Source organism: Actinophytocola algeriensis, assembly GCF_014203735.1.
Taxonomy (GTDB): Bacteria; Actinomycetota; Actinomycetes; order Mycobacteriales; family Pseudonocardiaceae; genus Actinophytocola; species Actinophytocola algeriensis.
Window position 1 is genome coordinate 705,894 of record NZ_JACHJQ010000006.1, and the last position, 25,752, is coordinate 731,645.

At 70.4% G+C, this 25,752-nt stretch carries 19 protein-coding genes; 8 read left to right on the forward strand and 11 right to left on the reverse strand.

Features of this window, described 5'->3' with window-relative positions; genetic code table 11:
* Positions 1–8: 8 nt before the first annotated feature.
* The gene (locus FHR82_RS30180; RefSeq protein WP_184813938.1) at positions 9–995 is read right to left on the reverse strand and encodes a DNA polymerase domain-containing protein; all 987 of its coding nucleotides are present in this window, start codon (positions 993–995) and stop codon (positions 9–11) included.
* A 114-nt stretch (positions 996–1,109) separates the two neighbouring features.
* Here FHR82_RS30180 and FHR82_RS30185 point away from each other — a divergent pair, with 114 nt between their 5' ends.
* Genes FHR82_RS30185 through FHR82_RS30195 form a run of 3 tightly spaced genes read left to right on the forward strand, consistent with a single transcriptional unit; the run spans position 1,110 to position 3,089 of the window.
* Positions 1,110–1,460 carry a hypothetical protein gene (locus tag FHR82_RS30185; protein WP_184813939.1) on the forward strand — a complete coding sequence of 117 codons (351 nt, stop codon included), beginning with the start codon at positions 1,110–1,112 and terminating at the stop codon, positions 1,458–1,460.
* A 25-nt stretch (positions 1,461–1,485) separates the two neighbouring features.
* Complete coding sequence (locus tag FHR82_RS47700; RefSeq protein WP_184813940.1) at positions 1,486–2,361, forward strand: proline-rich domain-containing protein; 876 nt, start codon at positions 1,486–1,488, stop codon at positions 2,359–2,361.
* Positions 2,358–3,089 carry an SDR family oxidoreductase gene (locus tag FHR82_RS30195; RefSeq protein ID WP_184813941.1) on the forward strand — a complete coding sequence of 244 codons (732 nt, stop codon included), beginning with the start codon at positions 2,358–2,360 and terminating at the stop codon, positions 3,087–3,089. Before FHR82_RS47700 ends, FHR82_RS30195 begins: the two co-directional genes overlap by 4 nt.
* Before the next feature lie 36 nt (positions 3,090–3,125).
* Here the strand turns inward: FHR82_RS30195 and FHR82_RS30200 are convergent, their stop codons facing one another.
* Positions 3,126–6,503 (reverse strand): glycosyl hydrolase family 95 catalytic domain-containing protein, encoded by a 3,378-nt coding sequence (locus FHR82_RS30200; protein WP_184813942.1) that lies wholly within the window; start codon positions 6,501–6,503, stop codon positions 3,126–3,128.
* A gap of 218 nt (positions 6,504–6,721) precedes the next feature.
* Between FHR82_RS30200 and FHR82_RS30205 the strand changes: the two genes are divergently transcribed.
* Positions 6,722–8,041, forward strand: a complete 1,320-nt coding sequence (locus FHR82_RS30205; protein WP_184813943.1) for a hypothetical protein — start codon at positions 6,722–6,724, stop codon at positions 8,039–8,041.
* Here the strand turns inward: FHR82_RS30205 and FHR82_RS30210 are convergent.
* From FHR82_RS30210 to FHR82_RS30240, 7 genes are all read right to left on the reverse strand, one after another.
* On the reverse strand, positions 8,025–10,514 hold the full coding sequence (locus FHR82_RS30210) for a DNA gyrase/topoisomerase IV subunit A (protein ID WP_184813944.1): 2,490 nt from the start codon (positions 10,512–10,514) through the stop codon (positions 8,025–8,027). The two genes, FHR82_RS30205 and FHR82_RS30210, sit on opposite strands and share 17 nt — an antisense overlap.
* Positions 10,515–10,530: 16 nt before the next feature.
* Positions 10,531–14,034: an ATP-binding protein gene (locus FHR82_RS30215; protein WP_184813945.1), complete on the reverse strand. Its 3,504-nt coding sequence runs from the start codon at positions 14,032–14,034 to the stop codon at positions 10,531–10,533.
* 110 nt (positions 14,035–14,144) lie between these two features.
* Complete coding sequence (locus FHR82_RS30220; RefSeq protein ID WP_184813946.1) at positions 14,145–15,074, reverse strand: phosphotransferase; 930 nt, start codon at positions 15,072–15,074, stop codon at positions 14,145–14,147.
* Positions 15,071–16,432, reverse strand: a complete 1,362-nt coding sequence (locus tag FHR82_RS30225; RefSeq protein WP_311771341.1) for an MFS transporter — start codon at positions 16,430–16,432, stop codon at positions 15,071–15,073. The genes FHR82_RS30220 and FHR82_RS30225 overlap by 4 nt, the downstream gene beginning before the upstream one ends.
* Positions 16,429–17,316, reverse strand: coding sequence for an SRPBCC domain-containing protein (locus FHR82_RS30230; RefSeq protein ID WP_184813947.1), 888 nt, complete (start codon positions 17,314–17,316; stop codon positions 16,429–16,431). Before FHR82_RS30230 ends, FHR82_RS30225 begins: the two co-directional genes overlap by 4 nt.
* 122 nt (positions 17,317–17,438) lie before the next feature.
* Entirely contained in the window at positions 17,439–18,260 is an 822-nt protein-coding gene (locus tag FHR82_RS30235; RefSeq protein ID WP_184813948.1) for an alpha/beta fold hydrolase, read from the reverse strand.
* Positions 18,261–18,513: 253 nt separating this feature from the next.
* Positions 18,514–20,058 carry a flavin-containing monooxygenase gene (locus tag FHR82_RS30240; RefSeq protein ID WP_184813949.1) on the reverse strand — a complete coding sequence of 515 codons (1,545 nt, stop codon included), beginning with the start codon at positions 20,056–20,058 and terminating at the stop codon, positions 18,514–18,516.
* A 60-nt stretch (positions 20,059–20,118) separates the two neighbouring features.
* Here FHR82_RS30240 and FHR82_RS30245 point away from each other — a divergent pair, with 60 nt between their 5' ends.
* From FHR82_RS30245 to FHR82_RS30260, 4 genes are all read left to right on the forward strand, one after another.
* Positions 20,119–20,772 (forward strand): TetR/AcrR family transcriptional regulator, encoded by a 654-nt coding sequence (locus FHR82_RS30245; RefSeq protein ID WP_184813950.1) that lies wholly within the window; start codon positions 20,119–20,121, stop codon positions 20,770–20,772.
* 29 nt (positions 20,773–20,801) lie between these two features.
* Positions 20,802–21,104 (forward strand): iron-sulfur cluster biosynthesis protein, encoded by a 303-nt coding sequence (locus FHR82_RS30250; protein WP_184813951.1) that lies wholly within the window; start codon positions 20,802–20,804, stop codon positions 21,102–21,104.
* Positions 21,105–21,195: 91 nt separating this feature from the next.
* Positions 21,196–21,765, forward strand: coding sequence for a TetR/AcrR family transcriptional regulator (locus FHR82_RS30255; protein WP_184813952.1), 570 nt, complete (start codon positions 21,196–21,198; stop codon positions 21,763–21,765).
* A gap of 5 nt (positions 21,766–21,770) precedes the next feature.
* Positions 21,771–22,364 carry a hypothetical protein gene (locus FHR82_RS30260; protein ID WP_184813953.1) on the forward strand — a complete coding sequence of 198 codons (594 nt, stop codon included), beginning with the start codon at positions 21,771–21,773 and terminating at the stop codon, positions 22,362–22,364.
* On the opposite strand, the gene FHR82_RS30265 is transcribed toward FHR82_RS30260, so the two are convergent.
* Together FHR82_RS30265 and FHR82_RS30270 are read right to left on the reverse strand one after the other, a co-directional pair.
* Positions 22,311–23,255 (reverse strand): hypothetical protein, encoded by a 945-nt coding sequence (locus FHR82_RS30265; protein ID WP_184813954.1) that lies wholly within the window; start codon positions 23,253–23,255, stop codon positions 22,311–22,313. The genes FHR82_RS30260 and FHR82_RS30265 overlap by 54 nt on opposite strands.
* Before the next feature lie 10 nt (positions 23,256–23,265).
* A complete protein-coding gene (locus FHR82_RS30270) occupies positions 23,266–25,701 on the reverse strand; it encodes an AAA family ATPase (RefSeq protein WP_184813955.1) in 2,436 nt (811 codons plus the stop codon).
* Positions 25,702–25,752 lie beyond the last annotated feature (51 nt).

Genomic DNA, 25,752 nt, shown 5'->3' on the forward strand with positions numbered 1-25,752 from the left:
CGTCCACGTTACCCGGACGGCTCCTCCTTGGCAGCCTGCTCCGCCGCCCGCTTGCGGCGCTTGCCCTCGTGCATCGCGACCACCCTGGCCACCGGGATCTCGTGTCCCTCCGCGACCAGGTCGGCAGGCAGGGCCTGGGGCGCGGGCAGCGCGTCGGCCCACGGGTTCCGGTCGCCCAGCAGCGTTGCGGCGTTGCGGATGGTGAAGTCGCGCGGTGCCACGTTCTCGATCTCGTCCCACGGCACCGGGAACGACACCGGCGTCCCCGGCCGCACCCTGGGGCTGAACGCGGCCACGACGGTCGCACCGCCCGCGCGGGTCGAGTCGACGAACACCTTCCCGCCGCGGTCCGCCTTGATGTACGCGGTCGTCGCGAGGTCCGGGTCGATGCGCTCGGCACGCGCGGCGATGGCGCGGGTCGCGGCCGCCGCGTCGGCCATGTCGACGTCGGTGGTGATCGGCACGAACACGTGCACACCCTTGGCGCCGCTGGTCTTCACTGCCCCGTCGAGGCCCAGGTCGTTGAGTGCCTGCCGCACCAGCAGCGCCGCCTGCACGGCGACACCGAACGTGTCGTCGCCCTCCGGCGGGTCGAGGTCCAGCACCAGGTGCGTGGCCTGGTAGAAGTCCGGCACCCGCCCGAGCGTCGGGTGGTACTCGACCGCGCGCTGGTTCGCGAACCACACCAGCGATCTTCTATCGTCGCACAGGGCGTAGTGCACTTCCCGCCGCGACGACTCCGCCCAGGACGTCGTGGTCTTCAGCCATTCCGGCGCGTACTTGGGGACGTTCTTCTGCATGAACGGGTCCGTCCCGAGCCGCACGCGCATCACCGACAGCGGGCGCTGCTCGATCTCGGGCAGCAGTCGCGTGTGGACGGCGTCGAGGTAGTCCACGAGGTCGCGCTTCGTGGCGTCCGCACCCTCGAACAGGGGCTGGTCGAGGTTGGTGAGCGGGACACCGGCCAACGACTCCGTACTCTTCGCGGCTCCCATGCGGCTCCTCACCTACGTCCGGCGGCGTATCCGAAGACGGTTCGGCGGTGGGACGACCCCACACACCGGAGTTGCGACTGTAGACGACATCAGTCGAGCGAAGGGGGAAACACGATGTCGGCACGAACGTGGACGGTGGCCGGGCTGCTGGTGGGCGCGGCGGGGATCGTCGCGCAGAAGGTCGCCGGGGTGGCGATGCCCGCGGTGCCGCCGGGGCTGGTGCTCATGGTGGCGTCGGCGGTCCTGATCGTGGCCACGCGCTGGCGGTGGCCGCTGGTCGTCGGCGGGCTCGCGGCGGTCGCCGAGGTGGCGGCGGTCCTCGCCGGACTGGGCAAGCTGACCGACTTCGCCGAGGCCGGGGTGGCCGCGGCGTCGTGGGTGCGGCTCGCGGGCGTCCTGGTCGCCGTCGGGGCGGGCACGGTCGCGACGATCGTCGCCTACCGGAGGGAACGGGTCACCACGTGACGTGAACTGCGGGTACGGTGCCCGCATGTCCCGACCAGGAGGACCGTACCGAGACGATCAGTACCCTCGGCAGCCGCAGGGTTACCCGCAGGGTGACTACCAACGCGGATATCCGCCCCAGCAGCCCGCGTACGACCAGGGGCACGGCGGCGGTTATCCCGACCAGGGCTACCGGGGCGGCTATCCGGACCAGCGCGGCCACGAGCCACAGGCGGCCCGGCCCGCGCCACGTCGTCCCGCTCCAGAACGGCAGGCGCCGCCGCCCCGTGAACACGACGAGGGCGGCGGCTTCCGGCTCCCCGGGCTCGGGCTGCTGCTGAGCCTCCTCGGGCTGGTCGTGCAGGTCGTCAGCTTCACCGTGCTGCCGTGGGTGTACTCGTCGGCGAACAAGGACTCCCAGGCGCTCCCCGCGATCTGGGACCTCGCCACCAACTTCGACGCGCACGGGTTCGCAGGCGCGTACGTCGTGTTGTTCAGCTACCCGCTCGCGGCGCTGGGGATCCTGCTGTCGCTGGTGGCGGTGATCGAGTCGGTGGCGATGAAGGTGATCTGGGCGGCGCTCACGATCATCGGCATCGGGGTGCTGGCGCTGCGGTTCGGTCCGTTCGGCGAGCTGTTCACCGGTGGCTCGGTCGCCTTCACCCGCAAGGAGATCACGTTCGCGGTCGTCGCACTCGGCGCACTGGTCGTGGTGATCTTCATGCTGAAGATGGCGATGTCGACCTTCCGCCGCCTCGCCGGGCTGGTGCTGCTGGTGATCGCGGGCGTGCACGTGGCCGCGGTGTCGGACCTGACCGACGGGTTCGGGTTCGAGGACGTGCGGATCGGCGCGTACGGCCCGGCGCTGGGCTACGTGCTCGCGGCGGCCGCGGCGTTCGTGGGCCCGAGGCGGCTGGCGTGAGGATCGCGGTCGTCACCGGCGGCGGCTCCGGCCTCGGCCGGGCGATCGCGCTGCGGCTCGCGGACGCGGACTACCACGTCGTGGTCGCGGGCCGCACCGAGGACACGCTGCGCGAGACGGCCAGGGAGATCGAGGGCACGGCGATCGTCACCGACGTGTCCTCGTACGAGTCGGTGACCGCGTTGTTCGAGGCGGTCGAGGACCGCTGGGGCAGGCTGGACCTGCTGGTGAACAACGCGGGCACCTTCGGTCGCGGCCGCCCGGTCGCCGACGTCGACCCGGCCGACTGGCAGGCCGTCGTCGACACCAACCTGACCGGCTCGTTCTACTGCGCGCAGGCCGCGTTCCGCCTGATGTCCACACAGGACCCCCGCGGCGGCCGCATCATCAACAACGGTTCCATCTCCGCCCACAGCCCCCGCCCGAACGCGGTGGCCTACACGGCGACGAAGCACGCGATCACGGGCCTGACCAAGCAGTTGTCCCTGGAGGGCCGCGCACACGACATCGCGTGCGGCCAGATCGACATCGGCAACGCGGCGTCGGCCATGACCGCGAGGATGGGGACGGGCACCCTGCAGGCGGACGGCTCGGTCCGCCCGGAACCGACGATGGACGCCTCACACGTGGCGGACATGGTGCTGCACATGGCAGAACTACCGCTGACCGCGAACGTCCAGTTCCTGACGGTCATGGCCACGAACATGCCGTTCATAGGCCGAGGCTGACCCGGCGCCGGCACGCCGGGTCAGCCTCGGGGACTCTCAGCCGAAGGCCCTCGTGCGCCAGCCCGGGATCTCCTCCGCGGACAGGGCGTCCGCGAAGATCGCCGCCCGGTCCACCGCTCCGGTCATGCGCTGCCCGCCGCCCTGGTCGGCGGCGAAACGCAACTGGCGGGTCGCGCAGCCGTTGATCCCGTCGTCGGGCACCTGCCCGCCACCGATCCGGGCCCCGTCCGCGTAGACCGTCAGCTCACCGCTGTCCGCCATCACGAGCACCAGGTCCACATAGCGCCCGGTCGGCACGGTCGCGTTCGTCGTCACGTTCTGCCCGGAGCCGATGAACCGCACCTGGTTCGACGGGGTCAGGTCGATCAGCACCCCGTCCGTGCCGGGGTCGCCGCTCGGCTGGAAGTCGAACAGCCGCCGGTACGAGCCGGACCCGTCGACCTTCACCTCCGCCGCGAACGTCGCCTCCTTCAGGTAGCCGAGCGACGTGTCGGCCGTGCGCAGGAACGTCGACCCGCCCAGCACCAGACCCGAGCCGGTCGGCGCGGCCGCGTCGTAGGCCGCGGCACCGTCGACGGTCGCGTCCCGGTTGTTCGGCGACCCGTCGGCCACCACCGAACCGGACCCCGGATCCCACGCCACCACGGTGCCGGTCGCGGGGGTGCACGGAGGCAGCGGTTCGATCCGCACTCCCGTCAGCCCGGTGTTGCGCCACCCGTTCCCGGCGAGGACCGCCGTCAGGCGGGCCTGGTCGGCCGACCCGGCGACCGGCGTCACCCGGAACGTGTACGAACGAGACTGTCCACTGGGGACGATGGTGGACGGCTGCGAGGCAGGCGCGACCGTCCAGCCCTCCGGGGCCACCAGCGACAACGTTCCCGCGGGCACCTCGGGTCCCCGCGACGTCACGGTCACCCGCGCGTCGAACGGCGTCCGGTCCACCACCTGTTCCGGCGCGGCGACGGTCACCGACACCGCCGACGTGGCGACGTAGGTCCGCCCGGCGACCGCGTTGAACGAGATCTCCGCACCGGCCCGCTGGTGGCGCACCGGCTTGCGGGTCCGCTGGTCGACGATCTGGTACCGGCCGTCGAACAGCGCGCTCGACACCCGAAGCGTGCCGTTCTTCCCCGCCTTCAGCGCGATCCGGGTCGGCACACCGGCGGTCCAGTCGGTGTCGACGGTGACGTCCCCGCGTGCCTTCAGGCCCTTCACCGACCCGTTCGCCCAGAAGTCGGGCAGCGCGGGCAGCACGTCGACCACTCCGCGGTGGCTCTGCAGCAGCATCTCCGCGACACCCGCGGTGGCACCGAAGTTGCCGTCGATCTGGAACGGCGGGTGGGTGTCCCACAGGTTGTCGAGCGTGCTGGTCTTCAGCAGTTCCGACAGCATCGTGTGCGAGTGGTTGCCGTCCAGGAGCCGCGCCCAGAAGTTGATCTTCCAGGCCTTGCTCCAGCCGGTCCCGCCGTCACCGCGCGCGGTCAGCGACGTCCGCGCGGCCTCGACCAGCTCGGGGTCCTCCTGCGGCGTGATCTGCCTGCCAGGGTGCAGCGCGAACAGGTGCGACACGTGCCGGTGGTCGTTGTTCTCGTCGTCCCAGTCGGACTTCCACTCCTGCAGCTGACCCCAGCGCCCGACCCGCAGGCCCGGGTCGAGCCGCCCGAGGTACCCGCGCACCTCGTTCGCGAACCCGTTGTCGCCCAACGTGGTCGCCGCCTCGGCGGTGTTGGTGAACAGGTCCCACACGATCTGCTGCGACATCGACGCGCCGGCCGAGAACGGCCCCTGCTCCGGTGAGAAGCTCGGCGTCACGACCAGCTTGCCGTCCCGGGGATCGGCCACCAGCTCGTCGAACCAGAACTGCGACAGCGACTTCAGGATCGGGTACGCCCGCTGCCGCAGGAAGTTCACGTCCCGGGTGAACAGGTAGTGCTCGTAGTAGTGCTGCGCCAGCCACGCACCGGCCTCGGGGAACCAGAACGAGGTCGCCCAGTCGTGCACACCGGTGAACCCGAACGGGTTGGTCTCGTTGTGCACCACCCACCCGCGGTTGCCGAACATCTCCCGCGCGGTCTTCGTGCCCGGCGGCACCATCGAGTCCACGTAGTCGAAGAACGGCTCGGTGGTCTCCGACAGGTTCGTCGTCTCCGCCGGCCAGTAGTTCATCTGCAGGTTGATGTTCACGTGGTAGTCCGCGCTCCACGGCGGTGACGTGGAGTTGTTCCACACGCCCTGCAGGTTCGCGGGCAGCGACCCGTCGCGCGACGAGGAGATCAACAGGTAGCGGCCGTACTGGAAGTACAGGACCTCCAGGGCTTTCCTGGTCGCCGGCGGGGTGCTCGCGTCGCGGTAGGCCCGCAGCAGGTCGTCGGTCGGGATGTCCGGCATCTGCTGGCCGACGTCGAGCGCCACCCGGTCGAACAGGCCGCGGTAGTCGGCGACGTGCGCGGAACGCAGGGCATCGAACGACTTCGCGGCGGCCGCGTCGACCCGGCTCGTCACCCCGTTGTGCGGGTCGGACGTGCGGTAGTTCGGGTAGGCCGTCGAGTAGTTCGTGCCCGCGGCGAGGATCAGCGTGACCGCGTTGGCACCCGACACGGTGACCGTGCCGTTGCTGTTGTCGGTGCGGGACCCACCCTCGTTGAGCACCCGCACCTGCGACTCGAACCGCATGCCGTTGTCGTTCAGGTTGCCGGCGAACGTGATCCGGCCGTTCTGCGCGGTGGTCTGCCGCGACCGGTTGTCCGGCGCGGTGATCGACGCGGTGAAGCTGATCCGGCCCGCCTGGCTCGCGGTCAGCCGGGCGACGATCACGTCGTCGGCCGCGGACGCGAAGTACTCGCGGGTGAACGTGGCACCCCCGGACGCGTAGCTGACGCCCGCGACCGCGTCCGCGATGTTCAGGCCGCGCCGGTAGTCCGTGACCGACGGCGGGTTCTGCGGCTGCGCGAGCCGCAGGTCACCGAACACCTGGTACGCACCGAAACCGGTCTTCGGCTGCCCCAGCACGTCCGCCACGTACTCCGGGTCGACCTGCCCCTCGGCGTTGATCCGGTTCTGCACGTCGGTGATCGCGGTCGGCCGCGGCTCGTGCCAGTCGCCGAAGTCGTAGCCGGGTGAGCCGGGACCGCCGGTCCACAGCGACTTCTCGTTGAACGTCAGCTGTTCGTTCTGCACGCCGCCGAACACGCTCATGCCGAGCGCGCCGTTGCCGATGGGCAGCGACTTCGACTCCCAGTCGGTCGCGGGCTCGTCGTACCACAGGGTCATGGCCGGGTTGCGGGGTTCCGGCCACGGTTTGTGCCCCGGCGCGGCGCCCTGAGCGGGGCTCGAGGTCACCACTGCCACGGACAAGGCGGCCGCGGCGGCCACCGCGGCCGCAAGGAACCGGGACGCTCTTCGTTGAACGCGCATCTTTAGCTCATCCCTCGCTGTCACCCGATCGACCTTCGCAGACTAGAGATCGGATGTATTTCACGTCAACCACGCAGAACCACGCAAAACCACGCAAGTCTTGCAAGGGCTTACGCGATAGGTCATATCTCTGCTGGTGACCCACGTTCGGCGTCCCGTCACGACCGTGGTACTCATCGCGATAACCGGTCGAGACAGCAGGAAAGTTGGGGGCACGGATGGCGATCGACGTCTCGATGATCTCGAAGCTGACCGACGCAGTGGAGGCGTTGAAGAACTTCGTGGCGAAGGCCGCGGGCGCGGACGAGAAGGAAGAGGCGGCGCCGCGGGGCACCGTCCCAGAGAACTCCGCCGCGGTGCAGATGGCCCGCGCCGCCCGCCAGAGCTACCAGAAGACCGCGCGCTGGATGCTCGCCGCGTTCGCCGCCGTCGGCGCCCTGATCTTCGGCTCGCTCCCGTTCGCCGCGATCGCCGACGTCGAACTGCGGTGGCCGTCGGGCGTGTGGCTGGTCGGCGGACTCGTCCTGGCGGTGGCCGGCATCGTGAGCGCGGTCGTCGCCGTGTCGATGGTGAGCGAACCGGAGGACGCGAGCCTCGGCGAGCTCGACTCGGACCTGCGCTCGATCCAGAAGACCGACGACAAGGGCTACGTGTTCGTCAAGGGCAAGCCCGTGATCACCGCCAACAAGCTCCGCGCCTGGTGGAACCCGCGGATCGCGTGCCGCATCGAGCTGGCGCACATCATCCACGGCCCCGAGTCGTCCGCCCACCTCGGCCCGAACCTCGCGAGCGACGACCGGCAGGCGTCGGTCACCAGCCTCATCCAGCGCCTCGGCGAACTCGAGTCCGAGCACGCCAAGCTGGCGCCCGTGGTCGCGAACCTGACCGTGTCGGTGACCTCGTACGAGAAGCGGATCGAGGACCTCGGCAAACTCCTGGTGGAACTGCGCGCCCGCCGCGCGGACGACCCGTCGGTGGAGAAGGAGATCGGCACGACGTCGGCCATGTACACGGCGGCCGCGACCAAGCTCGACTCCGAACGCGCCGCGCTCACGACCAAGCAGAAGGAACTGGCGCAGGTCGACGACCAGCTGAACATGTACCAGGACCACCGTTCCCTGGTACTGGCCGAGGCGGGCGTCATGCAGCTGCGCGGCCGGTTCCGCCTGGCCCGCCGGGTGCTCGCGATCGCCGCGGTGCTGACCCTGTTCGGCGGCACCGGCTACGCGCTGGCACTGCCGAGCGCGACATCGTCCAAACAGGACACATCGGCGGCACCCGCGCCGACCCCGGCCCCGGCACCCACGCCGCCCGCGTACTCGGCCGGCCTCCCCGCGAACGTGACCATCCACGAAGGCACCCGCGCGGCAGCGGAACTCCCGCGCGAGTGCGTGGACCGTCAGCTCGCCGCGATCTGGGTCGGCGACACCCGCGTGCCGCCGACCACCGGCCCGTTCACCGTGCTGATCACCGACACCGCGTGCGTCGGCGAGATCCGCGTCGGCAAGGGTGAGGGGACGTTCAGCCTCGCTCGATGAGGTGACCGATCACGTCCGGCCCCGGGTGCGCGGTGCCCGACCCGTCCCGGCGCTGGTCCGGCTCCGGCAGCTCCACCGACGACCCGTTGTTCGACGCACCCGCGGGCCGCGGCCCCACCCAGCCCAGCATCAGACGGGTCTCGCCCTTCAGGAACCGGTGCGTGCGCACCCCGCCGGTGGCGCGGCCCTTCGCCGGGTACAGCTCGAACGGCGTCACCTTCACGCTCTGCCCGGTGCACGTCACGACCATCGGCTCGCCGTGCTCGTCGTCGTCGGTGCGCACCGCCGCGAAGAACACCGCCTCCGCGTCCCCGGCGAGGTTGATGCCCGCCATGCCGCCGCCCTTCACACCCTGCGGCCGCACCAGCGAGACGCCGAACCGCAGCAGTGACGAGTCGGACGACAGGAACACCAGCGTCTCGTTCCCGTCGGTCAACCAGGTCGCGCCGAGCACCTCGTCGCCGTCCTTCAACGCGATCACGTCGAACTCGTCGGACCGCACCGGCCACTCCGGCGCGCACACCTTCACCACACCGTGCTTCGTGCCGAGCGCGAGCCCCGGCGACCCCTCGGCCCGCTCCCCGAGCGGCGCGATGCCGACGACCTTCTCCCCCTTCTCCAAGGGGATCAGCTCACTCGCCGCCATGCCGCCACGCAGGGAAACCGTGCCGGCGGCCTCCGGCAGCACCGGCAGCGGCAGCACATCCGTCTTGAACGCGCGGCCGCGGCTCGTCACCAGCAGCACCTGACCACGCGCCGTCGTGTGCACCACCGCCGACACCGTGTCGTGTTTGGCGCGGCCACTGCGCCTGCGTGCCTCGGTCGCCTCCTCCGACTCGGCCGCCGTGCGCGCGACCAGACCGGTGGCCGACAGGATCACCTGGCACGGATCGTCCGCGACCTCCAGTGGCCCGGCCGGCTTGGACGCCGCCAGCACCTCCTTGAGGTCACCGTCGATCAGCGCGGTCCGCCGCTCCTGCCCGAGGTCCTTCGCGACCTTCGCCAGCTCGTTCGACACGAGCTTCTTCAGCACCGACTCGTTCTCGAGGATGTTGGTCAGCTCGGCGATCTCGCCCCGCAGCCGGTCCTGCTCGGCCTCCAGCTCGATCTTGTCGTACTTGGTGAGGCGGCGCAGCGGCGTGTCCAGGATGTAGGTCGCCTGGATCTCGGAGAGCTTGAAGCGCTTCATCAAGCCCTCCTTCGCCGCCGCCGCGTCGTCGCTCGACCGGATCAGCCGGATCACCTTGTCGATGTCCAGCAGCGCGATGAGCAGACCCTCGACGAGGTGCAGCCGCTCCTCCCGCTTGCGACGGCGGAACTTCGTGCGCCGGGTGACGACCTCGTAGCGGTGCTTGAGGAACACGTCCAGCAGCGCCTTGAGCCCCAGCGTCTGCGGCTGCCCGTCGACCAGCACCAGGTTGTTGATGCCGAACGACTGCTCCATCGGCGTGAGCCGGTACAGGTCGGCCAGCAACGCCTGCGGGTTCACACCGACCTTGCACTCGATCACCACGCGGGTGCCGTTCTCGCGGTCGGTGAGGTCCTTGACGTCCGCGATCCCGGTGAGGCGCTTGGACTTCGTCACCTCGTCGGTGATCTTCTCGATGATCTTCTCGGGCCCCACCGCGTACGGCAGCTCGACGATCGTGATCGCCTGCCGCCCCCGGCTCCCCTCCAGCGGCCCGATCTCGACCTTCGCGCGCATGCGCACGACACCACGGCCGGTCTCGTAGGCCCGCCGCACCTCGTCGAGCCCCAGCAGCATGCCACCGGTCGGCAGGTCCGGCCCGGGCACGAACTCCATGAGCTTGTCGAGCGAGGCGTCCGGGTGGTGGATCAGCCACCGCGCCGCCCCGATCACCTCGGCGAGGTTGTGCGGGATCATGTTGGTGGCCATACCAACGGCGATGCCCGACGTCCCGTTCACCAGCAGGTTCGGGAACGCGGCGGGCAACACCGACGGCTCGTCGAGCGAACCGTCGTAGTTGGGCCGGAAGTCGACGGTGTCCTCACCCAGCTCCCCCACCAGGAGCATCGACTCGTGGGACAGCCGCGACTCGGTGTATCTCGACGCAGCCGGTCCGTCGTCCGGGCTACCGAAGTTGCCGTGCCCGTCGACCAGTGGCGCGTTCATCGAGAAGTCCTGCGCCAGCCGCACCATCGCGTCGTAGATGGCGGTGTCGCCGTGCGGGTGGTACTTGCCCATCACGTCGCCGACCACGCGGGACGACTTCACGTACGCGTGCGTCGGCCGGTAGCCGTTCTCGTTCATCGAGTACAGGATCCGGCGGTGCACCGGCTTCAAACCGTCCCGCGCGTCGGGCAGCGCACGCGAGTGGATGACGGAGTACGCGTACTCCAGGTAGGAGTCCTCGATCTCGGTCTTCAGCGAATTGTCGAAGACCTTCGCGCCAGCCTTGTCGAACGCGTTGGGGTCGACCTTGGTCGTCGAAGGGCCCTTGCGGCGTGCCATTCCTCGTTGCTCTCTCTCAGAAGTCGATCGCCGACTGGTCCACCCGCACCGAGGACTCGACCAGCCACGCCCGCCTCGGTTCGACCTTCTCGCCCATCAGCAGCTCCAGCGCCTGTTCCGCGGCCTCGACGTCGTCGAGCGTGATGCGGCGCACGGAGCGGGTCGCCGGGTTCATCGTGGTGTCCCACAGCTCCTCGGCGTCCATCTCACCGAGCCCCTTGAACCGCGGCACCGGCGTGACGACCTGCTTGCCCGCCTTCTCCAGCGCGGCGAGCTTGGTCTCCATCTCGCGCTGCGAGAACGTGAAGTGCGTCTCGGGGTTGCGCCCCTTGGTGGTGATCTTGTGCAGCGGCGGCATCGCGGCGAACAGCCTGCCGTCCTCGATCACCGGCCGCATGTACCTGGCGAACAAGGTGATCAGCAGCGTGCGGATGTGCGAACCGTCGACGTCCGCGTCGGCCATCAGGATCACCCGGCCGTAGCGCATCGTCGACAGGTCGAAGGTGCGCCCGCTCCCCGCACCGAGCACCTGCACGATCGACGCGATCTCCACGTTGCGCAGGGTGTCGGCGAGGCTCGCCTTCTGGACGTTGAGAATCTTGCCACGCAAGGGAAGCAGCGCCTGGTACTCGGACACGCGCGCCATGCGCGCACTGTTGTGCACGAAGACGCCTGCTGCGAGCGCGAAGTTGTGGTAGCCGTCGACGGTCAGGTCGTAGACGTCGGCGGTCTCGTCGAGGACCTCCACCGCCACCACGGCATGGTTGGCCATCCGCGCGGCATCGCGCAGACGTGTGTAGTCACCGTCGAAGTAAGCGATGAGACGGTCGAAACGCAAGCCGGTACGCGCGGTGTGCATCCGCTCGGCGTCGTACGCGGCACCGATCTCCGCGTCGGACAACTCGAGGAACGCCGAGACGCGCTTGAGCGCCGCGAGCTTGCGGCCCTTGTTCTGCTGAGCGACACGTTCCGCACGCGGCACCGACTCGACGTAGTTCCGCCGACCGTCCTGGACCTTCGCCAGATGACCCGTGCTCGGGTCACTCATGCGGAGCTTCATGTACGCCGAGTGGCGCTCGCCGAACCCCGGATTGTCGCGGTGCCACGCGCGCACAGCGGCACCCTGCCGGGCGCGCTCGGCAGGGTCGGCGAACTGGGCGACTGTGGTCTGCCTGCGCCAGCTCAACAGGTTCTCGTCCTGCCACTGCTGGCGAGAACGCTCGCTCCACTCCGCCCGGCGAACGGGATCAGCGAAGAAGGTCCGCACCCGTTCGGCAGCGGCGGCGCGGTGCTCGGGGTTGGCCCCGTAGTCGGCCTGCACCTGGCGCAGGCGTTCGGCGTAGGCAACGAGCTCGTCCTCGCTCAGCGACGCGTACCAGTCCCGGAAGCCCTGCTCGACCTTCTCCCGGAACGCCGCGTCCGCGTTGCGAGCCGCGAGCCGGGCGAGGCAGGCGGCCCGGAACTCCGGGTCCTCCCACTGCCGGGACAGCATCGCGGACTTGAACTCGAGCCCGCCCGCGGCGAGCCACGCGCGATAGCCCTCGTGCACGTGCTCACCCATCATCGCCGCGTGCAGCGCCGCATGGTCGTCCCAGGTCATCCGGCGGATGTTGCGCGGATCGTTGTTGCGCTTGTTGATGTCGACGTGGTGGCGAACGGAGCCATTGTCGGCGCTGTCCAGGCCATGCCGCAGGTTGTAGGCATCCGCGAGGTAGTGGGTGTAGACCCATTCCTCGCGGTCGTTCATCCACACGCGCTCGTACCCGTCCAGCTTGTCACCGGCGGACCGGGCCGACACCGACCGATACAGCGGCATCAACGAGTCGCCCGCGGCGAGCTGGTCCGCGCGCCGGTAGGAACCGTCGCGGAGGCGGAACAAGTGGTCGGGCGTGCAGCGGACCGACTCGCCGTTGTCCAGGGTGACCAGTACGAGCGGCGCGTTGCGCTTGGTGAGCCGTGGCTCGACGAGCGGAGCCACCACGACCCGGCCCGCCTTGTTGGTCGTGTAGCCGAAGTGGGTGATGCCCTTCTCCCAATCGGCCGCCAGGTCGGCGAAGGAGCGGCTCTTTCCCGAGGCCAGCGCCACCATGGTGTCGCCGGTAAAACAGCCCAATGCGCTGTCGCCCTCCACGAGGAAGAGTTCGCTGCGGTTGATGCCGGTAGACCGGCAGTCGACGAGTTTCGGTGGCATGGCCGCGCCCTCGAGGGCGGTCTTGCGGCGGGCGGCGTCCTTCTGCTGCTTCTGGGTGAGCCGGACGCGTGAGGCGTCGACCACCTTCTGCAGCACGGTCTTCGCCTCGGTCTTGGTCTTGCGGTTCTCCGTCCACGCGCGGATCTCACGCTCCACGATGGACTGCAGCACCCTGGTGATGCCCGCGGTGGACAGCTCGTCCTTGGTCTGCGAGGTGAACTGCGGCTCCGGCAGGCGGACGTGCACGACCGCGGTCATGCCCTCCTCCACGTCCTCGAGCGTCGGCGGGTCCTCCTTGGGCTTGAGCAGGCCCCGGGTCTTGCCGATGGCTTCGTTGACCGCCTTCACCACGGCGCGGTCGAACCCCCGGCGGTGGGTGCCGCCGTGCATGTTCCTGATGGTGTTGGTGAAGCACTCGATGGTGCGCTCGTAGCCGGTGCCCCAGCGCATCGCGATCTCGACCTCGGCCGTGCGCTCCACTTTGGACTGCATGACGCCGTTCTCGTCGGCGGCGTTCTCCCGGTACGTGCCGGTGCCGTTGATCATGATGGTGCCGGACACCGGCTTGTCGGCCGTCGGACTCAGGAACTCGACCATGTCGACGAGGCCGTTGGGGTAGTGGAAGGTCTCGTCCTCGATCGCGCCCTCGGTGGTGTTGCGCAGGACGTAGGTGACGCCGGGCACGAGGAACGCGGTGTTGCGCAGCTTCGCTCGCACGGCCTCGATGTCCAGCGCGGCGCTGTTCTCGAAGTACCGCTGGTCGTGCCAGTAGCGGATGGACGTGCCGGTGGACTCGCCGCGCTTCATCCGGCGGGCGACGGCCAGGCCGGACTTCTTGGCGAACTTGGCCTTCGGGCCCGGTCCGTCGAACTCGCCGGGTACGCCGTGCGCGAACGACATCTGGTGGACCTTGCCGTCCTGCTTGACGGTGATGTCGAAGCGGTGGGACAGCGCGTTGACCGCGGAGGCGCCGACGCCGTGGAGGCCGCCGGAGGTCTTGTAGCCGGAGCCGCCGAACTTGCCGCCCGCGTGCAGGCGGGTGAGCACCAGCTCGACGCCGGACAAACCGGACTTGGTGTGGACACCGGTCGGGATGCCGCGGCCGTCGTCGTCGACCTGGACGCTGCCGTCGGCGTGCAGGACCACCACGACGCGACTCGCGTGCCCGGCGATGCCCTCGTCGGTCGAGTTGTCCACGATCTCGTTGAAGAGGTGGTTGATGCCCCGGCTGTCCGTCGAGCCGATGTACATCCCCGGCCGCTTCCGCACCGCCTCGAGACCTTCGAGGTGGGTCAGATCGTCGGCACCGTAAAAGGTTCCCGCAGTCACGTCTGGTCGTCTCCCGATTCATGGCGCGCCCGTGCGACCACCCGCCTCAGGCGTCCACCACCGTAGGAGAGCCTATCCGCTACCCCCGACAACCCCCGGCATTTGACTGCTCATTCGCCCTCCGTGAGGTCCGACCAACCGTCCGCGAGGAGTGCGGCGAGATGCTGACGCGGGGCGTCCGCGAACTCTCGTGCCTGGTCATGGCCCTGCTCGCGCAGTGCGCGGTCCCAGATGAGCGCCCGTGCGACTTTCCCCACCCAGCATGCCAGCTCCAGCTCGGCGACGAGTTCCCGAGGTGGCGCGAGGTCGCTCCACACCTCCAGGTAGGCGTCGCGGACGCGCCGGACGGCGGGATCGTCCTGGCCGACGCCGAGCCGGGCGCGGACCACGGCGGCGGTCACCAGCATGCTCGCGAACGGGTGCGCGACGACCGCGTCGCCCCAGTCGTAGAAGCGGGCGCGGTCGCCGTCGAGGAACACGTTCCGGGGGTGGAGGTCGTTGTGGTCGATGCTCGCGGGCACTGGTGACGCGGCGAGCCGGGCGCACCACTTCGCGTAGGTGCCGCGCAGGGCACGGACCTCGGGCCCGGCCGTGACCGCGGCCACAGCCTCGTCGAACCGGGCCGGCATGGTCTCCGGGCGCATGTCGGCGACCCCGTAGGACAGCAGTGCGCCGGTGTGCGCGGCCAGATCCCGTTGCAGGGCGGCGTACTGCGGCAGGACCGTGACGAGCCCGGCGACGAGGTCGGTGCCCGCGTCGCCGAGGGTGGTGCCGCCGTCGGGCAGGAGGACCCAGCCGCGGTCGACGTCGACGGCGATCGGCCGCAGTGCGTGGTCCGGGGCGACCCTGGGGAGCAGCTCGTACAGGGCCACCTCGAACACCGTGCCCGTGCCGGGTGCCTTCAGCCAGACCGGGCCGCCGGTGGTCGGTGCGGTGTGCACGGTGCCCCACGGTCGGTCGTGCGGGCAGGTGATCTCCCCGGTCCTGCGCAACCCGGCGGCCGCGAGCCGCTGGTCGAGCCACTCCGCGCGGTCGCTCATGTCCGCAACCGCACCACGAGGGCCGCGGCCAGCAGCACCACGCCGGCACAGATGGCCGCCGACGCGTTCAGGCCGCCGACGAGCCCGCCGTCGCCTCGCGCCACGGCCATGCCGACCACTCCGAGGACGGCGACGCCTGTCGCGAGTCCCAGCTCCCCGGCGGTCTCGGTGAGCGCGGCCGCGGCGCCTGCCTCCTCCGTGTGTACCGCCTGCATCGCCATGATCGCGCACAGTCCGCCCATGGGCCCGATCCCGATGCTCTGCACCACCATGCCCGTGATCATCAGCGGCAGTCCGCCGTCGACCTGGGTGAGCAGGAGGAAGCCGGCGGCGGCGACCACGAGCCCGCCACCGATCACGAGCGGGGTGCGGATGTGCCTGGTCAGCAGGGGTGACACCTGGATGACCAGCAGCATCGCCAGCGTGCTGGGCAGCAGCCACAGCGCGGTCTGGAGGGTCGAGAGCCCTTCGACCCGTTGCAGGTACAGGGAAACGAACAGCGTGTTGCCCGCGGTCAGGCCCGCGACGACGGTGAGGAGCAACCCGGCGCGGAAGACGCGGTTGCGGAACAGCCCGAGGTCGAGCAGCGGCGTGGTGAGCCTGCGCTGCCGTGCGACGAACACGTACCCCGCGCAGAGCCCGGCCACGACCGCCCCGGCCGATCCGGCACCGAAACCATTGCGGGACAGCTCTTTCAGGCCGTACACCACGGCCAGGACCGCGACGAGCGAGAGCGCGACACTCGGCACGTCCAGCCGGGCGGGGCCGGGGTTGCGGTGTTCCGGCAGCCACACCGGCCCGAGCACGAGCAGCACCACCATCACGGGCACGCCGATCAGGAACGCGGCACCCCACCAGAAGTACTCGAGCACGGCGCCGCCGAGCACGGGTCCGAGCGCGGAACCGCCCATGAAGCAGCCCATCCAGATCGCCATCGCGGTCGCGTGCTGCTTGCGGTCGGTGAACATGGTGTGGATCAGCGACATCGTGGACGGCATGATCGTCGCGCCGGCGACGCCGAGCAGTGCCCTGGTGGCGATGAGCATCTCCGGCGACGTCGAGCAGGCGGCGAGCACGGACGCGACGGCGAACGCGGCGCCGCCGATGAGCAGCAAGCGCTTGCGGCCGACGCGGTCGCCGACGTGGCCCATCGTCACGAGCAGTCCGGCCAGCACGAACCCGTAGATGTCGGTGATCCACAACTGCTGGATGTCGCTCGCGCCGAGGCTCGTGGCGAGGTGCGGGATGGCGAGGTAGAGCACGCTCATGTCGAGCGCGACGAGGATCGTGGGCAGGGCGAGGACGCCGAGGCCGATCCACTCGCGGCGGCCGGCTCTCGGCGAAGCGAGCGTGGTCACCGCAGTCCCTCCACGAGCACGCCGTCGCCCATGCCTGGCCAGTCGATGGACAGCCAGATGGGCCGGGGGTCCGCCAGTTCGTGGAACCGGCGCAGAGCCGCGAGGCCGCTGAGCCAGCCCGTCCAGTCGGCGTAGGGCGGGTTGTCGCCGTCGAAGCCGCTGTTCACGAACGTGAGCCGGGTCCTGCCCCGCGACCCTTCGAGCTCCCAGGTCGACACCATGTCGCCCCAGTCGAGGCCGACGCGCCTGCCGGGTTCGAGGTCGACGATGCGGGCGGTGGCGTCCTCGTCGTCGAAGTTGTCACCCATGGCCCACCGGCCGCCGACGTGCGGTTCGACGGACATGTTGGCCAGGAACCACTGGCGGAAGCGCTCGGGTTCCATGAGGGAGGCGTAGACGTCGTCCGGCTCGGCACCGACGGTGAGCTCCGCGCGGAAGGTCTCCTTCTGCGTGAAGTCGCACTTCGGGGTGGTCTCGCGGCCCTCGACGTGGTCGACGAGGTTGGCGATGGCCAGTGACCAGAACGTGCCGAGGATCGAGAGCGGGGTGTTGTTGGCCACCGCGTCCGCGTGCAGCGGAACATCGCTCTGCGACAACGCGATCACCGTGTCCCCGTCCTCTTCGGACAGTGCCACCTCGACGGTGGTGGTGACGCCGTGCAGGTGCCACTCGAAGCGCAGGTTGTGGTCGTCGGCGTGCAGGAGGCGCTGACTTGGCTCCTCGCCGTCGGGCGTGTGGCGGCCCCAGAACGCGAAGGTGTGCGGCAGGTCCACCTCGGCCCGCTCGGCGAGCCAGACCTCGAGCGCGGCGGCGTCGGTGAGCGCGGCACGAACGGTGGCGAGCGGAGCCGTGGTCCTGCCACGGATCCTCATCTGGTTCGTCATGAGAAGAGTCTTGTACGTAAAAGACTATTTTGTCAATAGCCCGTGCCCCACCCGCATCACACGATCCGGTGATGCCCCTGGCCAGGTCCGCAATGCCCACATAATGTGGACATATGTTCGATTCAGCTGCGCCAGAGGTCCACGAGAAGCTCGCTCAACTCCTCCGCCCGCTCGACCTGCGGCATGTGCCCGGTGTCGCGGAAGAGGTGGACACGTGCGTGCGGCAACAAGGTCCTGGCCGCCTCGAGGTGGGCGGCGGGCAGGATCAGGTCCCGGTCTCCCCAGACCACCAGCGTCGGCACCTTGGCCGTGGCGACGGCGGTGAGCAACTCGTCCCGCCAGGCCTGCCGCACCCCGCGCAGGCTCCCGAGGTTGCGCGCGAGGTCGGTCATGACCCGCGCACCGTGCGGCCGCGTGGCGATCCGGTACCCGTACTCGACCCGTTCGTCGGTCACGTACGCCCGGTCGACGTACAACGACCGCTCCACCTGCCGCGCCCCGGCCCGCGACGGGCGCAGCAACAACGCGGCCAACCCCCGGACGGCCAGCAGCCGCAAGGCAATCGTGACTTCCTTGCCGAAGCCCGCACTGTTCACGAGGGCCAGCGTGCGCACCCGCTCCGGCGACTGCACGGAAACGCGCATGGCGACCGCTCCCCCGAGCGAGTTGCCGACGAGGTGCACGGGTTCGGTCAGGCCCACCGCGTCGAGGAACCGCTCGACGAAGTCGGCGAGCGCTTGAAGGCTGTACCGGCCGGGCAACGGGTCGGAACCGCCGAAACCCGCGAGATCCACGCTGTAGACCCGAAAGCGGTCGGAGAGGAGTTCATGCTGAGCGCTCCAGTCGGCATGCGTACGCGCGATGCCGTGCAGAAGCACGACAGGATCACCGGTCCCGTCGACGCGGTATCGGGTACGCAGGCCGTCTACTCGGACTTCGCTCATCGGGGGTCCTTACCTTCCGCGCTGGCTTTCCGGCACGTTTCAGCTTTTGGTCTCTCCCTCGCGGGTCCCGCCGGAATCCCGCGCTCCCCACCGAACCTTGACTCTCGGCTCTTCCCCACTTCCTGCTTTGTCCTCGCCGGACGGGCCTCCTCGCCGGAGGGCAGGTCTCCGGGATGGCCGGGGGTGGCAACGGAGCTGGTTTGGCAAGGACCTCTTTCGGTGGTTTGCCTCGGGAGTGGTGTGGGGCTTGCGACTACGCCGGCTGGTGGGCCGTCGTTCGCACTCGGTCGAAACGTACGTCGTCGTCCACCGGGCCGCGGCGCATCAGGTACACGTCCCTCGGGTAGTTCTGGTAGAGGCGCCACGGGGCTGCTGGGCCCTGCTTCGGCAGCTTCTCCAGGCTGCGCAGCACGTAGCCCGACTTCAGGTCGATCAGTGGCACCGTGTCGACCTCCGGGTCGGCCAGTACCGGGGTGACCACCTGGTAGTCGCGGGCGGCCATGTGGTTCAGCAGCCTGCACACGTACCCGGCCACCAGGTCGGCCTTCAACGTCCACGACGCGTTCGTGTAGCCGATGGTCAGTGCGAAGTTCGGCACCCCGGACAGCATCATGCCCTTGTACGCCACCGTGTCGCCGAGGTCGACGGGCTTGCCGTCGACGATCAGCGTCATGCCGCCGACCGCCAGGACGTTCAGGCCGGTGGCGGTGACGATGATGTCCGCCCGCAGTTCCTCGCCGGATCGCATGCGCAGGCCACCCGGCGTGAAACGGTCGATGGCGCCGGTGACGATCGACGCCTTGCCCGAGCGCAGCGACGTGAAGAGGTCACCGTCCGGGACGAAGCACATGCGCTGGTCCCACGGGTCGTACTGCGGCGCGAAGTGCGTGTCGACGTCGTAACCCGTCGGGACCTGGGCCAGGACTCCCTTGCGCAGCAAGGCCTTCATGACCTTCGGGGCGCGGCGGGACAGCTGGAAGGACACCATCGCCATGAGTACGTTCTTCCAGCGCAACGCCGGGTACAGCAGCTTCGGCGGGACCTTGCCGATCAGTTTGTCCGCGATGATGTCCTTGCCCGGCAGGGAGAGCACGTAGCTGGGTGAGCGCTGCACCATCGTCACGTGCTCGGCCGTCGGCGCCATCGACGGCACCAGGGTGATCGCGGTCGCGCCGCTGCCGACGACGACCACGCGCTTGCCCGCGTAGTCGAGGTCCCGCGGCCAGTGCTGCGGGTGCACCACCTGGCCCTCGAAGTCCTCGACACCCTCGAAAGGAGGGGTGAAGCCCTTGTCGTAGCGGTAGTAGCCGGAGCACACGTACAGGAAGGAGCACGTCAGGGTCACCGTCTCGACCGCTGTCTCGGCCGGTGTCCCTGCCGCTGTCCCTGCCGCTGTCTCGGACTCCGCGTCGCTCTCGGCAGCCGGCGAGCGTTCCGCGGTCACCGTCCAGCGGGCGTCCTCGCTGGACCACTCCGCGGCGATCACCTTGTGGTGGAAGCGAATGCGGGAGTCCACGTCGAACTCACGGGCCGTGCGCCGGACGTACTCGCGGATGGCGTCACCGTCGGCGATGGCCTTCGCCTCCTTCCACGGGCTGAAGGAGTAGCCGAGCGTGAACATGTCGGAGTCCGACCGGACCCCCGGGTAGCGGAACAGGTCCCACGTGCCGCCGATGGCGTCACGGGCCTCGAGGATCGTGAACGTGCGGTCCGGACAGTGCTGACGCAGGTGACATGCGGCGCCGATGCCGGAAAGACCAGCGCCCACGATCAGGACATCGACGTGCTCCGTTGCCATGTCGAGCACGCTATCGACAGGGTGTCGACTCAGTCAACACGCTGTTGATACCGTGGCGTCATGACTGCCGCCGCTCGTCCCGTCCGTGGTCGCCGCGCCTCGCGTCCCACCGGGGACGACCGGGAGCACGCGATCCTCGCGACCGCGGAACGGCTGCTCGGCGAACGGGCACTGCGCGACATCTCGATCGACGACCTGGCGAAGGGCGCCGGTATCTCGCGGCCGACGTTCTACTTCTACTTCCGCTCCAAGGAAGCCGTGCTGCTGGCGCTCCTGGACCGGGTGGTGCAGGAGGCCGACGCGGCGGCGACCGTCGTGCCGGACAGCGAACTGGTCACCGACCCGCCCCGCTTCTGGCGCGAGGTGATCTCGGCGTTCTACCGGACGTTCCGCGACCACCGGCCCGTCACGCTGGCGGCCGCGGAAGCCCGGTGCACCAACGACGAGGTCCGCGTCCTGTGGTCGTCGGTGATGGCGGCGTGGACCGACCGCGCGGCCACCGCGATCGAGAGCGAACGCGCCAGGGGCGCGGCCCCGCCCGGCTTGCCTGCCCGCGACCTGGCGATCGCCCTGAGCACGATGAACGAACGGTCGATGCACGCACTCCTGGCAGGCGACGAACCAGCCCTGGCGGAGTCCGACGTGGTCACAGTCCTGCACACGATCTGGCTGAACGCGATCTACCAGACCACGTCACCCGCACCGGTGGTTTGACCAGCACCCGGCGAGGGCAGCCAGCACCCATGCTGCACATCACGCCGGAGGCAGGACTGGCCATCAACAAGCTCGTCAACGCCCAGGGCGTTGGCGCGGGTGGTGGCCTGCGCGTGGAGGCACGCGCCGGCGAGCCGGACTTCGAGATGTCGGTCGCCCCCATCCCGGACGACACCGACTCCGTCGTCACCGAGGAGACGACCGGCGCCCGGGTGATGCTGGACGCGTTGACCGCCGACTACGTCGACGACAAGACCCTGGACGTGGCCGACACCGTCGAGAGCACAGCCCGCTTCGCACTGACCGAACAGGGCATCTCCGACCGCGACTGACCACACCGGAAACCAGCACAGCTGACACAGACCGGCCCCTTGACGCCGCTGACTACTGCCATTAGCTTTTGGGCTATGCAAGGTAGCGAGCATGCCTAGGGCCGGCCTCTCCACGACAGCTGTCGTGGACGCGGCGTTGGCCGTGGCCGACGAGCACGGGGTCGACGCGCTCACCCTCGCCGCGGTGGCGCAGCGGACCGGGGTGGCGACCCCGTCCCTGTACAAGCACGTCGCAGGGCTCGGGGAGCTGCGCACGCTGCTCGGCGCCCGGGTCATCGGCGACATGGCCGACCACTTCACGAGAACGGTGCTCGGCCGCAGTGGGGACGACGCCGTCGCCGCCCTCATGCACGCCTACCGCGACTACGTGCGCCAGTACCCCGCCCGGTACGCGGCCATGCCGCTCGACCCGCTCCACGACCCCGCCCTCGCCGCCGCGGGCGGCAAACTCCTCGACGTCGTGCTCGCCGCCCTGCGGGCCTACGGCCTGGCCGGCTCCGACGCCATCCACGCCACCCGCTGCCTGCGGGCCGTCGCCCACGGGTTCAGTTCGCTGGAGGCGGGCGGCGGTTTCGGCCTGCCGGAAGACCTCGACCAGACCTACGACCAGCTGGTCAGCACCGTCATCGCCACCCTGAGACCACCCCCCAGACCGGAGTGAAGGCCATGCCCAGAATCGCGCTCGCCGTCGCCGGTGTGCTGTTCCTGCTCTACCCCGTCGTCCGGCCGTGGGACGACGAGACCACCGCCGCCGGGGCGCACGCCGCCATGGCCTCCGGTGCGTGGGTGGCCTCCCACCTCTTCGCCATGGTCGGGTTCATCCTCATCGGGCTCGCGCTGCTGGGCTTACGGGACCTGGTCGGCACCACCGCGGTCGCGGTCATGTGGGCCGGTGCCGGGTTGACGCTGACCTACTACGGCGCAGAGGACTTCGGTCTGCACGCGGCCGCCACCACCGCGGGCACCGACCTGCTCGCCGTCGCGGAGGCCACGCGCTACCACCCGGTCGCCGTCACGGCGTTCGGGGCCGGGCTGGTCGCGCTCGCGGTCGGTGCGGTGCTGGTCGCGCTCAAGGTCCGGCAGCCGGGCGCGTGGGTGTTCGCCGCCGGGTTCGTGCTGTTCCTGCCGCAGTTCTTCACCCCGGCGCCGGTGCGGATCGCGCACGGAGTGCTGATGCTGGCCGGGCTGGTGTGGTTCGCGGTCTCGCTAGGCGGCGAACGCACCGCGCAGCGACCGGTACAGCAGGCCGGCGTCGCCTAGGCGGTGCTTCAGCTGACGCTCCAGACCACCGATCGGCACGAGGTTCTGCGGGGCTCGCGGGTCCTTGTGCGGGACGCTTGCCAGGGCGGGCAGCACCAACGCCGTCACGTCGGCCAGCGCCACCGCCTCCTCGACCGCGAGATCGGCCGAGCACTCCAGCCGCACGACCGCCGCCCACGGCGCGCGCGTGGCCCCCGGCAGGCGCAGGTACCAGGAGCGCCGCTCCCACGAGGTGCCCATGCCGAACACGGGGCTCCGCTGCCCCGGCCCGAGCGCGCCGATCACCACCGCCTGCTCGCGCTGCAGGTAGGACTTCTGGTGCGTCTTGACGTACCCGACGGTCCTGGCGAGGTGGGTGCGGCCGCGTAGCGGGCCGTCGACGACCAGCAGGTCGTCCTCCGCACCCGACTGCTCGCGCCACCGGGCCGCCAGCTCCACCTCCAGCTCGGACATCCGGTGCGTCACCCCGAAGGTCAGCTTGTCGAGGCCGCCGAGCGTGCGGTGGAACGCGTAGGTGGCGTGCCGGGTCTTGATGTCCTCGCCCTGCTCGGCGAAGAAGCCGCGGTCGACCTTCCAGTCGACGATCTGCGCCGCGCCGTCGCAGCGGACCAGCCCCGCCGCGACCGAGGCGGCGATGCCCGGCACCGGCTCGGGACCGTCCCCGTGGTGCCAGATCCGGGCGTCGATCCGCTGGACGCCGTCGAGGAACAGCACCGAGCCGGGCAGCGGTCCCGGTGCCGGCGTGATCGGTTGCCACCGCTCCGCGGGGACCTCCAGGCCGACGTCGAGGCGGGCGGTGGACTCGCGGCCGTCCAGCTCGTCCCCGCGCGCGACCCCGTACCCGGGATCCCACGGATCGACGGTGTAGGTCGGCGCCAGCAGTCCGGTCATGGCTGCACCCTCACACCTCGACGCGCCGCAGTCGCGACGACGCGCCGTCGCGGGTGACCGCGAACTGCACCGGCACCCGCTCCGCCAGCGCCGGGACGTGCGTGACGATGCCGACCATCCGGTCGGTCTCGGCCGCGAGCCGCTCCAGCGTGGCCGCGACCGTGTCGAGCGTGGCCTCGTCGAGGGTGCCGAAACCCTCGTCGAGGAACATCGAGCTGAGGTCCCGCTTCCCGCCCGAGAGGCCAACGACCTGGTGGGACAGCGCCAGCGCCAGCGCGAGCGACGCCTGGAACGTCTCCCCGCCGGACAGCGTGTTCACCGGCCGGGTGGTGCCCGCGTCGTTGTGGTCGAGCACGACGAGGTCGTTGCGGCTGTCGCGGTGCAGCTCGTACTGCCCGCCCGACAGCTGCATCAGGATCTCCGACGCCTCCGTCACCAGGGACTCGAGCGCCTCGGCGCACAGCCACGCCTCGAACCCGTTGGACTTCAGCAGCTGGCCGAGCAGGTGTGCGACCCGCTGCTCCTCGCGCGCCTGCGCGAGCTCCTCGACCAGCGCCGCCGACCGGGACCGCTTGCCGGTCAGGTCCGCGAGGTCGCGCCGGGCGCCCTCGAGCGCGGTGCCGAGCACCACATCCGCCTTCGCGCGGTCGGGCAGCGGGACGTCGTGCTCGGCCAGCAGCGTCGCGACCGCCGTCCTGGCGGCCGTGCCCTCGGCGGCCAGCTCCCGCTCCGTGCGGTCCAGGTCGTCGACGCGGGCGGTCAGCTCGTCGCGGTGGGTGGTCGCCCAGGTGAGCAGCGCCTGCCACGCCGCGGCGAGATCGGCGCCCTCCACCGGCGGCACACCCAGCGCCACGAACTGGTCGCGGCTGGCGCGTAGCGCCGCCCACGCGCGTTGTTCCTCGTCACCGAGCGCGGTGCGTTCCCTCTGCGCGTCGTCGACCGCACGGCGTGCGGCCCTGGCCCGGGTCCTGGCGCGCTCGGCGGCGGCATCGGCCGCCTCCCGCTTCTCCAGCGCGGTCTCGACCTCGGCGAGCGGCGGCGCGGACCGCAGCTCGGCGGCCAGCTCGGCGGACTGCCGCTGCCCGCCCTCGACCTCCGCCTTGGCGGTCGCGGCGGCACGAGCGGTGTCGGCGTGCGCCTTGCGCGCGGCCGTGACCTGGGACTTGGCCGTCTTCACCGCGACGCGGGCGTCGCCGAGGTCGGCCGGGACGGCGTGGTGCGGCAGGTCGTGGACCTGCTGGCGGCACACCGGGCACGGCTCACCCTCGACCAGGTCGGCGGCGAGCGCGACCGCCCGGTGCGCGCGGTCGGCGGTGGTCTGCGCGGTCTCGGCGTCGGCGAGGGCCTGCTCGGCGGCCACCAGCTCGGCGGCCGCGGCCTTCTCCGCCGCGTCCGACTCCGCGGCGGCCGCGCTCAGCCGCTCCAGCCGGGACGTGAGCGTCGCCAGCCGGGTGTGGGCGTCGCGCCAGCGGACCAGCTCCGCCTGCTCCGGGAGCCCGGCGCGGGCGGCCTCCACTTTCGTCTCCGCCTCCTCCGCCTCGGCCTTCTCCGCGACGCGACGGGTGATCAGCTCGTCGGCGTCGGCGAGCCGGGTGGCGAGGTCCACCACGTCGCCGGGACGGCGCAGCCCCGACAGGTCGGCGAGTTGCTCACGCGCGATCTTCGTGGCGGCGTTGGCCTCCGCCCAGCGAGCGCGGACCTCGGCCATCTTCTCCACGGACTCGTCGACCGCGGGCACCAGACCGGCCAGCCGGTCGACCCGCTCCGACGCCGCCGCGACGACCTCGTCGGTGACCATGCCCAGCTCGGCCAGCTGCTTCTCGCGGTCCTTGAGCCTGCTCGCGGCGACACTCGCCCGCTCGCGGGCCTTCTTGCCGATGTCCTCGTACACCGCGAAGGCGAGCAGGTTGATCAGCAGGTCCTGGCGGTCACCGGCCTTGGCCTGCAGGAACTCCGCGAACCGGCCCTGTGGCAGCACGACGCACTGCGTGAACTGCTCGTACCCGATGCCCAGCAGCTCACTGACCGCGCCGGTGACCTTGTCGCCCTCGGCCACGGACTCGGCGACCGCCTCGAGGATCTTCGTGAGGTCCGCGTCAGGCGGCACCGACGGGTCGAGCCGGTCGAGCCGCGCCTCCTTGGTCTGCACGTTGCCCTGTGCGCTGCGGCGCAGCAGCCGCACGGCCGCGTACCGGCCACCCGACGCCTCGAACACGAGGCACACCTTGCCCTCGTTGACCGACGGCGCGAGCGCGTTGCGGATGACGTTCCCCTTGCCCCACCGGGGAACCGTGCCGTACAGCGCGAAGCACAGGGCGTCGATCACCGTCGACTTGCCGGCACCGGTCGGACCGGTGAGCACGAAGAAGTCGACGTCGTGCAGCGCCACGTCGGTCTCGTCGCGGTAGCTGCCGAAGCCCTCGAACATCAGGCGCAACGGACGCATGTCAGCGGCCTCCCGTGTGGAATCGTTCGCGTCGTTCCTCCGGCGGCACGC